Genomic DNA, 18,264 nt, shown 5'->3' with positions numbered 1-18,264 from the left:
GGGAACAGGAACAATGGTTGACGAGTACCCGGAGTTCCGGCTGCGGTTGCCGAACGGCGGGCCGGTGGCTCGTGGGCGGCAGACCGACGCGATGGGGACCAACGGCAGCCGGAAGTTCGTCGTGGGGCCGGGACAGCCCGTACGGCCGGAGGTGGTGCCGTCGTTCGCCATCCGCGTGGCATCCGCCCACCGGCTGCGCGAGGAGCTGATCGGGCAGGGTCGGATCCTCCCGTCGAAGAACTGGCCGACCTGGCTGGAGACCACCGACACCATCACGTTCAACTCCTCCTCCGAGGCCGCGGCGGTGCTGACCGGCCGTAGTGCCAACGGCTGGGTCGACTGGAAGACCGAGGACAATCGTCCCCTGGGCGACTTCATGCCCGGTGTGTGGATGGGCCCCAACCGCCCCTGGCTGATTCGCGGTTCGAACGTCACCGGGCTCGATCTGGTCCAGCGGCTCTGGCTTCCGGAAGGCCGGGTCTCGCTCGCTGCCTCCCGGCTCCGGCAGGGTGTTCGGCAGGGAACCAGCAAGGACGACCTGCGTACCTTCGTCCAGGAGGACTACGAGTCGACGGCCACCTACGGCCAGAAGCAGCAGCTCGTCGAGGAGCTGCACGCCTTCCTCTCCCGTGTGAAGCCCGGCGACACGGTGTGCACGATCTCCGGCGGGGAGCTGTACGTCGGTGAGATCACCGGCGAGGCGGAACAGACGGAGTCCGAGGACCGGCGGTCCAATCTGCGCCGGCCGGTGGAATGGCAGCCGACCGGATATCCGTACGACGACCTGCCGGAGGAACTCCAGCAGAAGCTGTCGATCCAGCACGACGTCGTCGACCTCTCGTCCGTCCAGGCCCTCGTCGAAGGGCTCGGCCTGAGCGACGAGGAGTTGGTGGAGGAGGCCGAGGCCATAGAGCGGGATCCGAGCGGGGAGATCCCCGCCCTGGTCGCCCGCCGTGAGCTGGAACTGCCGGACCCGACGGACGAGTTGGCGGCCGAGCTGCTGGTGCACGACACGGAGTGGCTGCGCGAGGTGCGCGATCTGCTCGCGGACGAGCGGCAGTTGGTGCTGTACGGCCCACCGGGTACCGGCAAGACGTATCTGGCACTCAAACTCGCCGAGTTCCTGGGCGGCGGGCCTGAGCAGGTGAAACTGATCCAGTTCCATCCCTCTTACGCGTACGAGGACTTCGTCGAGGGGTTCCGGCCCAAGGAGGACCCGAAGACCAAGGAGGTCGCCTTCCGGATCACCGCGGGTCCACTCCGTGAACTGGCCGCCCTCGCGGGTCGTGAGGGCAACCGGCACATCCCGCACTTTCTGATCATCGACGAGATCAACCGCGCCAACCTGGCCAAGGTCTTCGGTGAGCTGTACTTCCTCCTCGAATACCGGAACAAGTCCGTTCAACTTCCTTACTCCGGCGATGACTTCGCGCTCCCGAAGAACCTGTTCGTGATCGGCACCATGAACACCGCCGACCGTTCGATCGCGCTCGTGGACGCGGCGATGCGTCGCCGCTTCGCCTTCGTCGAGCTGTCCCCGCGCACGGAGCCGACGAGTGGGCTGCTGCGCCGCTGGCTGGCCAACGAGGGCAAGGAGAGCGAGCCCGCCGATCTGCTCGACGCGCTCAACTCCCGTATCGATGACGCCGACTTCCGCATAGGGCCCTCGTACCTGATGAAGAAGGGCGTCTACCGGGAGGGCGGCCTGGAGCGGACCTGGCGGACGAAGATCCTTCCCCTGCTGGAGGAACACCACTACGGGGAGGGTGTGGACATCGAGAAGCGCTATGGGCTGGCCGCACTGCGGGAGTCACTGACGTGAACGCCGGCACCGAGTCCGTATCGGCCGGCGAGTCCGTGCGTCTCGTAGAGCACGCACCGGCCGTCTCCGTTCCGCTGGCGGACGCCGTCGGCCGGGCTCTCGCCGCCGGTCGCATCGTGGACGCCGCCCCGGACCCGTACACACCGGGCCGCTGGTCCCTGCGGGCCGGCAGCAAGGTCGGCGCCGTGACCGTGTCGGTCCCAGGCGGCGGAGAACCGGTCATCGTCCGCATCACACCCAAGGTGCCCGTCGCCCGGCTCTTCTTCCTGCTCGGTCACAGCCTTGACCCGAAAAGTGCCTGGCGGGAGGGACAGGTGCCGGTGGCCGAACACCGCGAGGTGCTGCCCGCGCTGGCCCACGCCGTGGAACGGCAGGTGGACCGCGCCCTGCGGCAGGGCCTGTTGCAGGGATACCGCACGACGGAGGAGAGCGCCCTCGTCGTACGCGGACGTATCCGGGAAACCGAGCAGATACGGCGACGCTTCGGCATGGCGATGCCGGTGGAAGTGGCGTACGACGAGTTCACGACCGACATCGCGGAGAACCGGATCCTGCGGACCGCCGTCGAACGCCTGCTGCGCCTGCCGGGCGTCTCGCACGATGTGCGGCACAGGCTGTTGCACCAGCGCGCCCGCCTGGCCGATGTCACCGCGATCGTGCGTGGCCGGCCGCTCCCCGACTGGCAGCCCAGTCGTCTCAACTCCCGCTACCACCACGCCCTGCGCCTCGCCGGGGCCATCCTGGACGGCGCCTCCGCCGAGCACGCGTCCGGCGGACTGCGCGTCGACGGGTTCCTGTTCGACATGAACAAGCTCTTCGAGGACTTCGTGACTGTGGCCCTGCGGGAGGCGTTCCGGGGCACCGGGCACACGGCCCGTCTCCAGGATCCGCACCACCTCGACTCCGCCGCGGCGATCCGTATGAAACCGGACTTCGTGCTGTACGGCGTGGACGGAGCGCCGTGCGCAGTGGCGGACGCCAAGTACAAGGCCGAGAAACGGGACGGCTATCCGGATTCGGATCTGTACCAGATGCTGGCGTACTGCACGGCTCTCGGTCTGCGCGAGGGGCACCTGGTGTACGCGAAAGGAAACGCCTCGCACGCCGCCCACCAGGTGCGTCACGCGGGCATCCTCCTCCACCAGCACGCCCTCGACCTCGACCAGGAACCGGCCGCGCTGCTCGCGGACATCGAGGCGGTCGCCCGGCGGATGGCGGATACGGACATACGGACGGTGAACACCCCGCGCGTATGATCGACTGCGGAGTGTCCGTCCAGGGTGGGGAGTTCACCTCGTGCCGCAGCTCGCGTTCGCCAACAGCTTCTGGGAGAGCTACGACGTCCTGGAGAAGCCCGTCAAGGCGGGCGTGCGCAAGGCGATGAAGAAGTTCCAGCTGCTTACGGTGCCCGAACTGCAAGCAGACAAAGGTCTCCACCTGGAGTCCGTGCAGAACTCGCAGGACACACGGATGCGGACCATCCGGATCAACGACTTCTGGCGCGGTGTCGTTCTCGCTCCGAACGACGGCAGTGACGTGTTCCTGCTCGTCAACGTCGTACCTCATGACGACGCGTACAGCTGGGCGGCCAAGCGGCTGTACACGACGAACTCCGCGACGCGGGCACTCGAAGTCCGCAACGTGGTCGCCATCGAGCAGTTGACCCCGGCTCTTGAGAAAGCCGCCGCAGCCGCCGGCTCCCTGCTTTTCACCAAGTACTCGGACACTGTGCTGCGTGAACTCGGCATCGACGACCAGGTGTTGCGTGCCGTTCGAACCATCGTGGACAAGGCACAGCTGCAGGCGTTCGAGACACTGTTGCCGGAAGATCAGTGCGAGGTACTCCAATACCTTGCCGAGGGATTCAGCCCCGAAGAGGTCTACCGAGACGTGGTCGGTGTGCGCCGCCCGGTCAACGCGGGCCCCGACCCGGACGAGAGCCTCGCCGTCGTCATCGCCAATACCACCAGCCGTATCACTCTGATCACCGGTCCCGAAGAGCTGGCAGACATCCTGGAGAAGCCGTTCGCGGCCTGGCGCGTCTTCCTGCACCCTTCCCAGCGCCGGGTCGCCTACCGAACGTCGTACGGCGGACCTGTCCAGATCACGGGCGGCCCCGGCACCGGCAAGACGGTTGCGGCGCTGCACCGTGTGAAGCATCTGCTCACGCGCTCGCCCGACACCCGAGTCCTGCTCACCACGTACACGAACGCTCTGGCCGCCTCGCTGCGCGAGAACCTGTCCCTGCTTCTGGACGGCGACGAGGTGCTTCTCGGCCGCGTCGATGTGACCACAGTCAACGCCTATGCGCATGGAGTCGTGACCCGCCTCGACGGCAAGTCTCCCTCCCTCCTCAACGACCGTGCGGAACGACAACTGTGGCAGCGTGTCATCAAGCAGCTGGGGCTGCCGTGGTCGGAACAGTTCCTGGCTCAGGAGTACCGGAACGTCGTCCTCGCTCAGGATCTGCGTACCCCCAACGCCTATCGCGTCGCTGTACGGCGTGGTCGCGGCAGTGCGCTGCCGTCCGCGCGACGCGACGAACTGTGGTCCTCCGTCGAGCTGTTCGAGTCGATGCTGCGCGGCCAGAAAGCCACCACGCATCTGAAAGTGTGCACACGCGCGGCCGACCTCCTGGCCGGTTCGGCACCCACACACGACCATGTCGTGGTCGACGAGGCCCAGGACCTGCACCCCGCCCAGTGGCGTGTTCTGCGCGGTGCGGTGGCTCCCGGCAGCGACGACCTGTTCATCGCGGGTGACCCGCACCAGCGCATCTACGACTCGAAGGTCTCACTCAGGTCTCTGGGGATCTCCGTGGCCGGACGCACCTACCGTCTGCGCATCAACTACCGCTCCACGGAGGAAATCCTTGTCTGGTCGACCGGCATCCTCAGCCCGGTGTCGGTCGACGATCTGGGCGGTGAAGGCGGCGACAGCCTGACCGGCTACCGCTCTCTGCTGCACGGTCGAAGGCCCCACACAGACGGGTACGGCTCCGAGCAGGCAGAGGTCGCGGCCCTCGTCGAGCGCATCGAGGGCTGGTTGGCCCAGGGCATCCGCCCTTCGGAGATAGGCGTGTGCGCCCGTTTCAACGTGTTGCTGGACAATGTGTATGACAGGTTGGCCGCCGCCAAGGTGCCTGTGGTCAGAGTCAGGGACAACCCGGGGCCAGCCGTGACCGGTGTGCGGCTCGCCACCATGCACGCGATGAAGGGGCTGGAGTTCCGCTGCGTCGCCGTTCTGGGGGTGACAGCAGGCGCGATGCCGTTTGCCCGTGAGGTCACAGCTGTCTCCGTGGACGCGCTGCAGCACGACTCGGACCTGCTGAGGGAGCGATGCCTGCTGTTCGTCGCATGCACCCGGGCACGGGAAGCACTGGCCGTTTCATGGAACGGGACCGTCAGCTCCTTCGTGCCACAGCTGAAGGGGCGTACTGGATAACGGATGTGACCGACAGTCAGATCTCGGGTTCGAGCGCACCGTTGGCGAGACCGTCTCTTGCCAAGCTCGCCACGTCCCGGCTCAACTCCGCCACCCTCCGCGTTCGTTCCTCGAATTCCAGGAGAGCGCGAAAGGCTGCTCCGTATCGCCGTTGTCCTGCGATGTCCATCTGCGGGATGCGGGCACCCTTGCCGTCGAAGCGGAAGGTACCGCTGGCGCTCGTGGAGCGCCGGGTGTTGATCACGCTGCGCAAGAAGCCCTGGAGGTAGTCGGTGTCGAGCTGGTCGCTGACCGAGACCGGTTCCGGGTCTCCGTACTCGACGAGCCCGGCGCGGGCGAGGTCGGCGACACTGACAGTCGGTCCGTCCAGGGAATCGGGGCTGTCGCCCGCGGTCAATGCCGGCAACAGCTCCGTCAACATCCGCACCTGCTCGCTCAACTCCCGTTGCAGGGACTGGTATTCAACTGCGTAGTCGCGATGTGTCTCCTCGACGTGACGGCCGGGAGTAAGGTCCACAACGTCGTCGAGCAGATCGATCAAAGGGACCTCCGCCAACTGGCCAAGGTCTGGTTCCAGGGAGCCGTCCGGATCACCCGCCGTCAGATCGATCATGCGGACGACGGTGACGGCATCGCCCAAGGCCCGTGGGCGGCGCAGGTGCCACAAGTGCACCGGGAGTGCGTGCGAGGCCGCGGTCCCGGGCGGAAGGGCAGTGACCTGGGTGAGGATGCCCCGTCGTACGAGTTCGGCGCGGATGCGGCGGCCCGCCTTGCGGTAGGCCACTGAAGCGGGCATGACCACGAGGACGCGGCCGCCGGGCGCGGTGTGCGCGTAGGCATGCTGCAGCCAGGCGAGTTCGCCTTCGGCACGCGACGGGATGCCGAACTCCCAGCGCGAGTCGAGCAGCAGGTCCTCGCGCCCCCAGTCGGGCTCGCTGACCGGCGGATCACAGACGACCAGATCGGCCCCCAGCTCCGTCCATCGGTCGTCTCGCAGCGAGTCTCCAGTGGCAACGACTACACCGGAACGTCCGCCGAGGTCGGCCCGCAGTTGCGCGAACCGGGCGCTGCGCGCGTCGGCCTCCTGTCCCCGACGCGCGGGCCCGTGCTCGGGGCCGACAGCCAGCAGCAAAGTGCCGATGCCGCAGGCAGGGTCGAACAAGGTCGCGTCGGAGGCCACTTCGCCGGCGAAGTGGCGTACGGCCCGGACAATGCGTGGCGAGGTGACCTGGTCCGATCCAGCCCTGCGCACAGAATCAGTGAAGCGCTCCGCAAGGGCGCTCACCACCTCGGCCGCACCACCACTCTCAGCCAGTTCACGGGCGAGTCCGGCGACGTCGGACGGAAGTCCGGCAGGCGTCTCGTCCTCAGCAAGGAGTCGGGCGACATCCGCGAGTCCGCCGACCATGTCGTCACCGTAGGCTCCACGCAGCGCCTGCCACAGTTGCACGTCGACCGAGACGTCCTGCCCCTTACGCTGCCTGTCGAGCCAGATCTGCACTTCGGCCAGGTCAAACAGGGGGCTGTTGACACCACCACCGGCCGGCGCTGGGAAGTCGCCATAGCGTCGCCGCCAGTTCGAGACGGCGGCGCGGGTGACGCCCGCCAATCTGGCGATCTCAGAGCCGGTGACCAGCGGACCGGCCGGGGCAGGGGTGTCCGTCATACAGGCAACCGTACACAAGAGCAATCTCGCCATCAATGAATGGCCTCGTTGACGACGTTAACGATGTGTTCAAGAACGTCCTCGTGTACTAAGGCTCTGTGTCCCTTCACCCCTGGGACGACTCCTCGAAAAGAGGGAGCTGCTCGTCCTCGGCGCCTCCGTCCCGCGCTTCAGGCTCCTCTTCCAGCCCGGGTGCAGGGTACTTCGCCGGATCGGGATCCGCGGCCGGAGCCTCCTCGTGCCCACGCGTCGGCAACACATACTGCTGGCCGAGACCCGCCAGGTGGAGAGGCAGAGGAAGAGCGAGCGCCTCGGGGTAGTCCGGCGGCTGGCGCAGGAGGTGGGCGGTGAGGGCCAGCGCCTGGGGGTCGTCGCCGTCCTCCTCGTGACAGCCAAGGACAGCGAGTTCCAGCAGAGTGGGTTTCCAGCCCACTTCACCCGTGTCGATGGTCGGCTGGCCCTTCCGCTTACCCATCCGGATCGGGCGCGGAGCCAACTTGTCGGCCTCGACGGCCGAACTCTTGAACTGCACCGGCTTGGGGGTGGTGGAGTAGAAGACCCTGCCCGAGCCGTCCGCCTCGGGCAACCACAAGTGGGAGGGCATCCCGTTGGAACCTTCCTTCGGGTTGACACCCCACCACTGGGGGGTCTCGCGGTTCGTCGACGACCGCACCCTCAGCAGCCGCAGATCAGCGTCCAGACGGCGTGCTTCGGCATGCCCGTCGCGGATCCGGTCCGGCGCCGTACGCCCGTCCTGGAGCCAGGTCCAGTGTGAGCGGGCGTTCTGCGCGTCTACAAACAGCAGCGTCGGCTCCCGGCGCAGCGAGGCTCGTACCCTCTGCAGCCACTCCTCGGCCAGTCGTCGCTGTTGCTCACGGTCCGCGCGCCAACTGCGCCGCTTCCCACCTGCCTGCTGCGCCTCCTCGGCACCACGCGGTGCCGGGACGAGGGGCCGGACCTCGGCCAGCCGGGTCAGCTTCAGCAGCATCGCCGGGTACGGCACCCAGGCACCGGCGCCGTCGTCCGCGTCCGGATCCCAACCCTGCACCCTGGCCAGGCCGCTGCCCTGTGCATGCGGGGTGACCAGCACCGCCACCGGGACGTCGGCCGCCCAACGGGTGCGGGTGGTGCGGTTCTTGCGCACCATCCAGACGGCCGCGTATCGCATCCCCTTGGGCAGGCCCTCCTCCAGACCGTGCTCGGGGTGAACGCGGGCACCGAGCTGACGCAGGCCGTCGTCCCAGGCCATGAGGGCACGGTGTCGCTGGTTGCCGACCGTGTTGTAGCCCTTGACCTGTTTGGGGACAGCCATGAACTGGGTCACGAAACCGGCGTCCGCGCAGCCGAGCCGGAGCGCGAACTTGGGATCGTGATCACGGGTCTCGAAGTCCTCGGGACGATCGATCTCCACGAGCGCCAGAGAAGGTGTGCCGCCCGTGCGGTCCCGGCGCAGCCACTCCGCGGTTTCGGTCCGGCGCGTGTGCACAGCCGCCGTGACAACCTCCCTGGTGCGCCGGGCTCGCGCCGGGATGACCAGTCCGTCGGTGAACGCGAGGGCCGCCTCACCACTCTCGGCGCCGTCCCGCACGGGCCGGTAGCAGCGCAGCCGTACGGTGAGTTCGGGGGCCTGCCACTCCAAGACGACCGGGGTCGCAGGTGTGGCCTTCCGGTGGGCGTCCTCAGAGAGGGTTCCGCCGTCGCCCTTGAGGCCGAGCCGCTCGACGAGTGCCGCGATCGCCGTCGAGCGCATCTCGCCGGTCTGCCACAGCAGCCGGGCCTCAAGGACCGGAAGGTCGTCCGGCACGTCACCGAGAGCTGCGACAGCATGGGCGACGGCGGCCCGGCGCTCAGCCGTCCGCCGAGCTGTTTCCTGCTCCTTCTCTTCCTTCTTGACGCTTCCGGGCGGGGCGTTGAGCGGTTTCGCACCGGCGAGCGCGGTGTGTGCGAGCCGGGGGGCGGGGCGCAGCTGCTCGGGGATGGCCTGCTGGGCCCACTCGGTAAGTTGGGAGCACTGGTTCGACATCAGGCCGGCCTTCACCTCGTGGGCGCCCATGGCCGAGCGATACACGATCCCGGCGCGGGCTTCGCGTCCAAGCCAGCCCTCGGGGTCGGCGAGGATCGCGTCCGCGTCCGGGAACGGCTCGCCGAAGGCGATGTCCGCGAGCAGCCGCGCGGGGCCACCGTCTGCCCAGCCGTCCACGAAGGTCTCCTTCTCCTTGTCGAAACGCCGCTCCAACTGCGCGACGGCGAACCGCTCGCTGAGCGGGACGCCCGGCAGGACGGGGACGCGCGGGCGCAACAGCACCGTCGTACGGCTGCCGTACGGCAGGTGCAGGCGGCCCGACTTGGCACCGACGCGGGTCACCCAGCGCCGGATCGACCAGTGCAGGTGAAAGCGGGGCAGCGGGTCGAAGGGCACGGTGTGCAAGGTGATGTTGAGGACCACCGAGAACCACCAGATGCCCGCTGGCTTGCCCGGCTCGTGCGGCAGCGGTTGCGACACGAGTTCGGCTCCCTTGTCCTTGGGACCGCGAGGCATGGCCCGGAAGTGCAGAGATCCCGCATCGTGCGGGTACGGGCCGAGGTCGAGAATCCGCCGGGCCAACCAGTCCGTGGTGAGTGTGAATTGGTGCGCCTCGGGAGCCGCGGTGCCGCCACTGGTGAGACCGCCCATGAGGAGTTCCCGACGCACCGGCTCCCACGCGGGCGGGCCCGCAGCAAGCTGGGTTCGGACACTCTTGAGCAGTTCGCGGTGCTCTTGTTCGGGGCGGAGCTCTCCGAGCCAGCGGCTCAGCAAGGGGGTGAGGACATTGGGCGGCAACGGGTTGGGCGCATCCTCGGCAACGTAGAGCCAGCGGGCCGGTTCATCTCCGCGGTCGTGGAACGGGCGGGGCATCACCAGTACGTCCGGGGCGAACGCCTGGAGCACCTGTTCCAGACGACGGGTCGGCACCGTGCGCCAGGGCTCGGCGTCCGGTGCGAGACCTGCGTTGCAGAGGGTGAGAATCGCTTCGCGCCACTGCTCCGGGAAGGGCAGAACCCGGTAGTCGGCGGTGATGGAGGCATCCCGGTCCACAGGGATCCAGGAAGCGGTCTGGACATTGCGATAGGTCGCGGCAGGCATGACAGGTCACTCCTGAGGAGTCGGAGGAGTACGGAGTGCGCTCAGCGGCGCACATGGTGGTCGAGGGTGCGCAGCGCGTCGTGGAACGGCTCGTACAGAAGCCGGGCGACCACGGGATCTGCCGGATCCTGGAAGGCAGACGGGTCCGCGTCCGGAGAGAAATACGGGGTGAGAGCGGTGCCGAGCGTCCTGAGCAGGCCGTCGGCAGCGGGCAGGATCTCGTTGGTCGTCGCGGGGGCGAGAGCATGGGCGAGTCTCGGGGCGAAGGCCGCGTCGACAAAGACCACCCGGGCGGGCACACCGCCACGTACGAGGCGGCCGATGACCTGCCACATGGTGACCAACTGGTCCCATGCGAACGCCCGCTTCTCCCACCGGGGCAGGCGGGAGTAGATGTAGCGGCGCTTCAACAGACGCCGCCACTCCTGACGGCCCTCGGTGCGCAGATCGCGACCCGCCTGGTCGAGGTCGTGCGCCTGGTCGACCAGTTCGCTGAAGGTGGCCGGGCCCTGGCGAAGGTCGTCACGCGGCTGATCGCGCACAAAGCGGCACACCCAGTCGTTGACAGCGTAGATCGCCAGGGTCAGGTCATCGGGGCGAGGGTGCGGCCGGGCGAGGAACAGTGCGGTTCCGAAGGCCGCGGTGGACTGGGCGTTGAGGATGTTGTGACCGCGTTCCACCGCCATGAGCGGTGCGACAAGCACTTCTGCCGTCGGATCCTCCGCGAACATGGCGAGGTCTCCCCGCCGCAGGGTGGCGGCGTAAGACATGTCGGTGCCGTCGAGCGCCAGGTCGAGGTCGGCGGCGTCGGGCATGAGGACGCGAACCCCGTCGCGCCAGCGGTCCTCGCGACGCAGCGTGTCGGCGACGGCATACGCCTCTTTGTAGCTCCCGACCAGCAGGATGGCGCGTTTGCGGTAGTCGTCGACGACCCGGGCGAGTTCCAGATCGAGCGGACTGGAGGAGCCGCCCGGCCCGAGGCGACCTAGCCTGGCGGCCATCGCGCGGGCCTGGTCGATACGGGCCTTGGGCTGGGTACCGGACAGGAACATCGGTTTGCCGTTGTCCTCGCCGTAGAGGAAGTGGGTACTGAAGTTGGTGCGTCCGACGGCGTCCAGGGACCGCTGGGACGGTTTGAGGACCGCGCCCACGGGAGCGAGAACATGAGCGCGGGTGGATTGACCGGCCCAGCTGGTGCCGGACATCAGGACCACGTGCGGGCCGGGGCGGCCGGTCGCCGGGTCGGAACCAAGGGTGGCGAAGGCATACAGCAGCTCGCGTCCGACGCCCGCGCAACGGAAGAAGCGCAGGGTGCCGCTGGTCCGCCCGTCCTCATCGCGCTCCCGTTCGTCACGCAAGTACTGGAAGCCGAGGACGTTGCCCATGGGCGCCTCGGGGATGACGGGGGCGTAGTCCAGCGGAGCGCGGCGGGCGAGCTCCTTTCCCTGGCTGTCTAGCCGCAGGGCCGCTTCCACTTGGGGCCACAGGAAGGTCAGCCGGTCCAGACGCTGATGCAGGGCGGACAGCAGCAGAGTGAACTCCAGCCGGCGGCAGGTGAGTTCGTGCCACTTGGCATCGCGGTCCCGCGGCAGGTCGGGGATACCCTCGATGAGGCTCCGCAGGAGTACGCGCACCCGCTCCTGGCTGCGCGGCGGGGACTGGGTGTGCAAGAGGTCCTGGACCGTCTCGACCATGGCGTCGGTGAGTGTTCCGTACGGGCCCAGGCCACCCAGCGGGTCGTCACGGAACGCATCAAGGAGGCGGGTCAGCTCGGTACGGCGGGGGTTCTCGTGGACCTGGGATTCAGGTTCGGAGTCCTCTTCGTCGTCCTCGTATCCCTCGTACAGATCACGCTCGTCAGCAATGCCGTCGGGGGCATCGGAGCCCGCGGGCCGGTAAGCGTCCGGCCCCGGGAGTTCGCCGAACCAGTCGGCGAGCAGCTTCTCCTGGAGCGCCCAGGGGCTGAAGTACTCGATGTCGACCCATTCGCACAGATCCTCTTCGGAGATCAGCATCCGGTAGAGCCGATCCGTGGTGGTGGTGACCACGGCGAGCGCCGCGTTCCACTGCTCCACATCGCGGTCGGTCAGCGGTAGCCTGCCGTATCGCGACAACTCCTCGATCTTGTGGGTGTGGAGCTGGTCCAGCCAGGACTCCACGTCGGGCCGCACGAGCGTCGCGGATGGCGCGAACAGCTCGTCGAATCGCATCTGGACGGCGTCGGCCTCGTCGACGAAGACGATGTCGCTGCGAGTACAGGCGAGTTCGAGGTGGCGCAGCCGCTCGTCGTTGAGGTGAGCGGGTACGGCGCTCTGAACGAGGCTGGCCGGGTTGGCAACCCAGATGAGGGCATCAACCTGGTTGCGGGCGGCGCGATGGCGCGGGCACTCGGCCCAGATCGGGCATCCGCGCGGGGTGCCCTTCAGCTCGTCATCGGAGCGCGGCTTCGGTTCTCGCACCGCACGTGCCGTCGGATCCCATACGCCGGGCAGACCGCCTTCGGGCTCTGGATCATCCGCCGTGCTGTGCTTCTCGGGGTGGAGGGTGGTGCAGGGTGCGTCGGCGTAGCGCAGTGGCTCGGCCGCCTCGGCGCCGCGCAGGGCATCCACCACGCACACGGTACTCAAGTCGTCGAAGCCGTACGCGTCGTGGTCGAGAAGGTTGTCGAGGCCGCGTGAGGCGAGCCTGCGGTGCAGGCGTTCCACGTGGGTCTGACGGGAAGTCGGGCCTAGTACAGGTACGGCGGGCAGGTCGAGGTGGGTGAACAGCTCGCACAGGCGCAGCTGTTCGGCCACATCTCCCACAACGAGCGTGGTCCTCAGACCCTTCTGGGCCCCCCACACCGCGACGAGCGTCATCAGGGTGCTCTTGCCCGCACCGACCATGCCGACCAGATGAAGCAGCCCATCGAGGTGGAGCGCGTCGCCGTCGGTGAAACCGCGGCCATCGGCGTCACGCGAAGCGATCCGCAGCTCAGCCAGACGGTCGGCCCAGCGTCCTGGCCGCTCGACGGCGGTCTCGCGCTCCATGTCGTCCATCCACCGTGCGGTGTCGTCGAGTTCGGCGCGAGTGATGGTCAGCGGCTTCGAGCCGCCGGGACGGTTCGCTGCGAGATCGTGGCCCGACGGACGATCGAAGAGGAGCTGCTCGGGGATCGTGACAGACGTGGTGCGGCGCTGCTCGCGGAACTTGCTGCGCCCGGCCGGAGCCAAGGTCAGCGGGCGGCGGTCGAAATCAGGCAGTCCCGCCAGGGCCTCGTCGTACACGGCGATCCGGGCGGCGGCGACGGTGGGCAGCATTGGACGCGGCGGCTCGCCGGATCCGGGCGACGGTACGTCGTAGGCGCGCAGGCGTTCCGGAACCCTGCGGTAGGCGTCAAGCATCTGCTGCCAGGTGCGACCCCTGCGCAGCGTCCACAGCAGATGGCGAACTGCGATGAGCATGGTGTCGTGCTCCGGCGTACGTGCCAGGCCGGCCGCCTTGGCGAACGGGTAGCCGCCGAGCAGTGTGTAAGCGCCCTCTGCCGGCTCGTCCGGGGCAAGGCGTTCCAAAAGCCGCAGGGCCAGCTCGACCTGGCACACCTGGACGGGCTTCATGCCTTCCCGTTCCGACGACAATCCGCTCCAGACCCGGGCCAGTTCGCGGCTCACCGGCCTGTGCCAGCTCTCCCGGTCACGCACGGTCGTTGTCTCCTTTCAGCATGCGCAGACGGGCACGGGCCCGTGCGACGAGTTCGACGTCGGTGAGCAGCAGCAGGTCTCGGGCCCGCGCGGGCCGGGCTCGTTCGAAGGCAGCGATGTAGCCGGGGCGGGCCAGCGTTCGATGTTCCGGCACACACCAGAACGCCTCTTCGTACGGCGGGTTCTGCGGAACCAGCCGGGCCGAGCGGCCAAGAAAGACGGGGTGCGCCCAGTCCTTGACGTCGACGGCCCAGCGGTAGCCGTCGGGGAACTCCACCAGCAGGTCGTATGCGTCATAGCCGGGCCACATGCGTACGTCGAGGCCGAGCGCCAGCAGATCGTGTTCCAGGTCGGCCTCTGCGTGCCCCGGCCCGGTGACGAACTGCCGGAGCGGGCGCTCCAGTTGGCAGACCTCACCGGCCGTCTCCCGAAGGATGCGGCGTCCGGTCGGGGCCGGGCCCCGCCGTCTGCATCGGTCCCGCTCGCACCACCAGTCGCCGTCGCGGGAGGGAACGAGGAGGGTGAGGCACCGCTCACAGCAGGTGTAGGCGCCGTCGTACAGATAGGAGTCGGGCACCGGCCGATAGATCTGCCGGATCAGACCTCGGACGGGTTCGAGCACCATGTCCCCGTCCAGTTCATGCATCTCGAACAGGGTGAGAACCGGTCGGCGCACCAGCAGGCCGCGGAAGGCCGTGTACGCCTCCTCATCGCCGTACTCCCGGCACACACGCAGTGCGGCCCGCACAACCTGCCGGTCGCGGAACTCCACGGCTGCGTCCGGGGCACGCCAGGCCCACTCGTGGCAGAGCTCAGTGGGGCGCCCGGACTCCTCGTCCAGTAGCCGGTCCTCGGGGCCGATCGCGTCGAGGGGCAGGCCGAGCGGCCATTCGGCGAGCGGAAGGGCGCGGCAGCGATCAACGAGTTCGGTGAGGCCGGCGGGGGGCGGTTCCCCGTGCAACAGGCAGGTGAGGACCGTCCGGTCCAGAGCGCGCTGTGCCTCGGGCGGATAGGGCAGGGTGAAAGCGTCGAGGCCACCAGTGGCCTCAAGGACGATGAGCGCGTTGGCGAGGGTCCGCAGCAGGGGCACGCCGTCGTGGGCAGACCATTGTTCTACAGAAAGCGGGACAGTATCGGGGTCGTCGAAGGTCATCGGAGAATCTCCCCTGTGCGGCGCGCGCCATCGACTCGCGGGGTCCGGGCCGAGGTGCACCAGCGGCGGGCCTCGCAGTCGGCGCAGTCGAAGTCGTGGGCGGGGGCCGCGCTGTAGGTCTCGTCGGCCGCCCACTCGGCGGCGAGTTCGGTGATGACGCGACGGGACTGGTCGAGTGTGACCGCATCGAAGGGGTCCACCTCCTCCAACCGTGCGCCGTCCTCGCGCAGCACCTCCAGCTCGATCCGTGAGCGGCGCGGATCGCCGCCCAATGCTCCCGATGCCATGAGAAGGACGGCCAGGGCGAGTTGGGGGTAGGTGCGAACCAGCTCCTGCCGCTCGCCGAAACGGTGCGAGGCAGTCTTCGTCTCGCGCACGACCACGCCACCCCGATCGGTGTGCACGAGATCGCAATCAGCGATGACGACGACATCGGCGTGCTGGTCGTACACGGCAAGCCTCCGCTGCGGCTCGACGGTCTCTTCCGCCGCCAGTCCGTCGAAGGGGCAGCGGCCCCGGTGATGGCGGATCATGGCCACAGCAGAGGGAAGTTCCTCGGCAGACAGACCCGGCAGGACCTTCGGAAGCGACACCTGCCGACAGGGAGTTGCGGGTGTGGCGGCATGACGCTCATTCAGCCAGGCATCGACAGCCCGCCCCCGGCGGATTGCCGCGTTCTCGGTTCGGCGCTCCCTGAGCTTCAGCACACGTGTGAGGTAGTAGCGGGCGGGACAGTCGCGGTAGGCCCGCAGATCGGATACGGAAACACTGCGTCGTTTACGGGGACGGAGCGAGGCTGGCACACCCAGCAGTCCGGGCACACGCGGAACGGCCGCGCAGCCACTGAGTGCTTCGCAGCGGACGCAGTCCTGGCCCGGGCGCAACTCGTGGCCGTCGGCCGCGCTCGACATCAATTCCTTGGCGTGCTCGTCGAATTGGCGCCTGGCCTCCGTCGCATCCCAATCGGCCAACACCTGGGTTCCGCCGTCGCCGAGTCCCACTCCTACGACCCGGACTCGTTGCGGCAGCACGCTGTGGCTTTCAGGCAGTTGGGCCCGCTTGCCGTAAGGAATGTCAGCGGGGACGCCACTCGCGGCGACGTACGCGGCGGCGGCGATCTCCGGCATCGGCCGGTCCCGCTTGACGCAGTCAATGGACGGGATCCAGATCTCCCGCAAGGAGCCGTCTTCACTGGCGTACTGTCGCCCCCACGCGGTGCGTTCGTACCGATCGGCGCCGCGACCGTCCGGCCCGCGCAACTGATCTGCCCCGACCCACTGCTGCTGCACGGGGCAAGTCGCAAGGTGCCCGGCGGCCACACGAACGCTCTGCTCACGGGCCCGGGCGGCGAGATACACACCTGCCGCTTCCGCGGCCCAGAGCACGTGCGCTTCGGAGCAGCGACGCACGTTCACAGCGCTCGCCACAGCCTCGGCCAGGGACTTGCCTCGATGCTCCACGGAATCGACGAAGTTACCCCACGGAGCGAAGGGAAAGTCCTCGACCGGCTTGCGGCGGCTGCGATCTGGTTGCTGAGTCAGCAGAGGCCTGGCACGCAGCGCACGACCGGCAGGGCAGGCGTCCGGCTCCTGGCGCAGCAAGGGCAGGCCGATCCGGATCAGTTGATCGTCGCCATCCACCTGGGGCGGCTTCCGAAACGCACTCACGAGCGACGTCTCCTTAGGGCTCGGCTGAGCGGGACCGCTCCAGCATGCAGGTAGAGTGTGAACACAGTCAAGCGACGAAAGTTCGCTCAAGATGTTTCCACTATGCTGTGCGCGATCGACTACGGAGTGCTACGGGGGTACAGGAATGGAACGTGGGCAGGTGTTCGCCGAGAGATTCAAGATCACTCATGCACCCAAGAGCGGCGGCATGGGGACCGTGTACCGGGCCGAGGATCTGACGACCGGCCAGATCGTCGCGGTGAAGTTCCTGGTCCGCCCGCCGCGCGACTCCGCGCCCGGTCGCGGGGATCACTACGGCCGACTAACCCCCAACGAACTCAAGCGTTTCGAGCGCGAGCGAGATATGCACGAGCAGTTGGGCGGTCACGGCATCCCGCGCCTCATCGCCTTCGATTTCCTCGGCGGACGGCCTTATCTCGTCACGGAGTTCATCGACGGCAAGAACCTGCGCGATTTCCTGGAATCACAGCGGCCCACCCTGACGGCCACCGCATCGATCATCGTCCAGCTGCTGCGGATCCTGGAGCGGGTACACGCCAAAGGGGTGGTTCACCGGGACATAAAGCCGCAGAACGTCATACTCGCCGAGTCCGGCGAGGTGTTTCTTGTCGACTTCGGCATCGCACTACCCGACGATCCCGACGCCACCCGGCACACCGAGGGCCGCACTCCGGGCAGTCTCGGTTACAAGGCCCCCGAAATCATCCTCGGGGAGCGCAACCCCACTCCAGCCGCCGACATCTACGGCGTCGGCTGTACCGTCTTCCGTCTCGTTGCCGGCGACCGGGTCTTCAACGGCGCCTCCGAGCACATCATCGAGCAGCAGCACTGTGACACTCCGGCACCCCGGCTCGACGACCGTATCCCGGGCCTTCCCCCCGGGCTTGCCGACCTGGTGGCACGCATGCTGGCCAAGAACCCCAGGTCACGCCCCTCAGCAAGTGGAGCCGCAGCAGCGCTCGCACTCCTGCTCCCCAGGCCCGGCGACCCCGCGCCGGACCCGGCACTCGACCCTGACCCCACCGTGCCTTTCCGCATGAATACCGATGCTCCTGCGGCCACACCCACGGCTGTCCCCGCCCGAGGGGGCAATCGCCGGCCCGTTGTGCGCCGTCAAGTCGGCAGCATTCCGAATCGCAACGCATTCCGCGCGTTGCTGGACGAAGCAGAGCAGGAACTGGCACGCAGTGTGCCGGGACCGCGTGCGGAACGGCTCGACGCGATGCTCAAGGAAGTCCGTGGCTCTTGGGGAGCCTGTGATCCGGATGTCGTACGAGCCCGCCTGGTGTGCGCGGACCGGCTCCGGTACAAGGGGGACTGGCCGGGCGCGGGCGGACGGTATCGGCTGCTGGCACGCGACCTCGACGGCGCCAAGTCAGGAACCATGGAGCACGGGCGATGGCTGGAGGCCCTGATCGGGGTTGCGGAGTGCATGGTTCCGGAGGAGGACAGCACGGATCGTGCGTTCCCGCTGTGGGAAGCCGCGGTCCGACGCCTGTATGTTCTGCTGCCCTCACCGCCAGAACGGGTGGTACGGCGGGCCCGCGAGTCCGGCGACGAATTCGCCGAATGGGGCCACCGCACGGCCGTAGAGGCGCTGCTCGGCGGGCTACCACAAGGCTGACCAGAGCGCCGGCAGACGGCCACGGACGCCGGCTCGTGCGCGGGTCATCGTCGGGCAGGGGGC

At 68.2% G+C, this 18,264-nt stretch carries 9 protein-coding genes; 4 read left to right on the top strand and 5 right to left on the bottom strand.

Features of this window, described 5'->3' with window-relative positions; all coding sequences use genetic code 11:
• The first annotated feature begins 13 nt into the window (after positions 1-13).
• The 3 genes from OO69_RS19210 to OO69_RS19200 are packed head-to-tail and all read left to right on the top strand — an operon-like array spanning position 14 to position 5,266.
• Entirely contained in the window at positions 14-1,822 is a 1,809-nt protein-coding gene (locus tag OO69_RS19210; RefSeq protein WP_033281918.1) for a DUF4357 domain-containing protein, read from the top strand.
• A complete protein-coding gene (locus OO69_RS19205) occupies positions 1,819-3,078 on the top strand; it encodes an McrC family protein (protein ID WP_051801112.1) in 1,260 nt (419 codons plus the stop codon). Before OO69_RS19210 ends, OO69_RS19205 begins: the two co-directional genes overlap by 4 nt.
• A 40-nt stretch (positions 3,079-3,118) precedes the next feature.
• Positions 3,119-5,266, top strand: coding sequence for a UvrD-helicase domain-containing protein (locus OO69_RS19200; protein WP_033281917.1), 2,148 nt, complete (start codon positions 3,119-3,121; stop codon positions 5,264-5,266).
• A 16-nt stretch (positions 5,267-5,282) separates the two neighbouring features.
• Here the strand turns inward: OO69_RS19200 and OO69_RS19195 are convergent, their stop codons facing one another.
• The 5 genes from OO69_RS19195 to OO69_RS19175 all read right to left on the bottom strand — a co-directional run bounded on the left by OO69_RS19195 (position 5,283) and on the right by OO69_RS19175 (position 16,556).
• The gene (locus OO69_RS19195) at positions 5,283-6,932 is read right to left on the bottom strand and encodes an N-6 DNA methylase (protein ID WP_033281916.1); all 1,650 of its coding nucleotides are present in this window, start codon (positions 6,930-6,932) and stop codon (positions 5,283-5,285) included.
• A 106-nt stretch (positions 6,933-7,038) separates the two neighbouring features.
• Positions 7,039-10,056: a pPIWI_RE module domain-containing protein gene (locus tag OO69_RS19190; protein ID WP_051801111.1), complete on the bottom strand. Its 3,018-nt coding sequence runs from the start codon at positions 10,054-10,056 to the stop codon at positions 7,039-7,041.
• Between the two features lie 41 nt (positions 10,057-10,097).
• Positions 10,098-13,736, bottom strand: coding sequence for a hypothetical protein (locus OO69_RS19185; protein ID WP_033281915.1), 3,639 nt, complete (start codon positions 13,734-13,736; stop codon positions 10,098-10,100).
• The gene (locus OO69_RS19180; protein ID WP_033281914.1) at positions 13,729-14,889 is read right to left on the bottom strand and encodes an HU-CCDC81 and SPOR domain-containing protein; all 1,161 of its coding nucleotides are present in this window, start codon (positions 14,887-14,889) and stop codon (positions 13,729-13,731) included. Before OO69_RS19180 ends, OO69_RS19185 begins: the two co-directional genes overlap by 8 nt.
• Positions 14,886-16,556, bottom strand: a complete 1,671-nt coding sequence (locus OO69_RS19175) for a PD-(D/E)XK nuclease family protein (RefSeq protein WP_051801110.1) — start codon at positions 16,554-16,556, stop codon at positions 14,886-14,888. Before OO69_RS19175 ends, OO69_RS19180 begins: the two co-directional genes overlap by 4 nt.
• 145 nt (positions 16,557-16,701) lie before the next feature.
• Between OO69_RS19175 and OO69_RS19170 the strand changes: the two genes are divergently transcribed.
• Complete coding sequence (locus OO69_RS19170; protein WP_033281913.1) at positions 16,702-18,201, top strand: serine/threonine-protein kinase; 1,500 nt, start codon at positions 16,702-16,704, stop codon at positions 18,199-18,201.
• Positions 18,202-18,264: the final 63 nt, after the last annotated feature.

Origin of the sequence: Streptomyces sp. NRRL F-525, from assembly GCF_000716605.1 — a bacterium.
Lineage (GTDB): Bacteria > Actinomycetota > Actinomycetes > Streptomycetales > Streptomycetaceae > Streptomyces.
The sequence above is the reverse complement of the archived record's forward strand: the minus strand, read 5'-3'. Positions and strand labels throughout refer to the sequence as shown.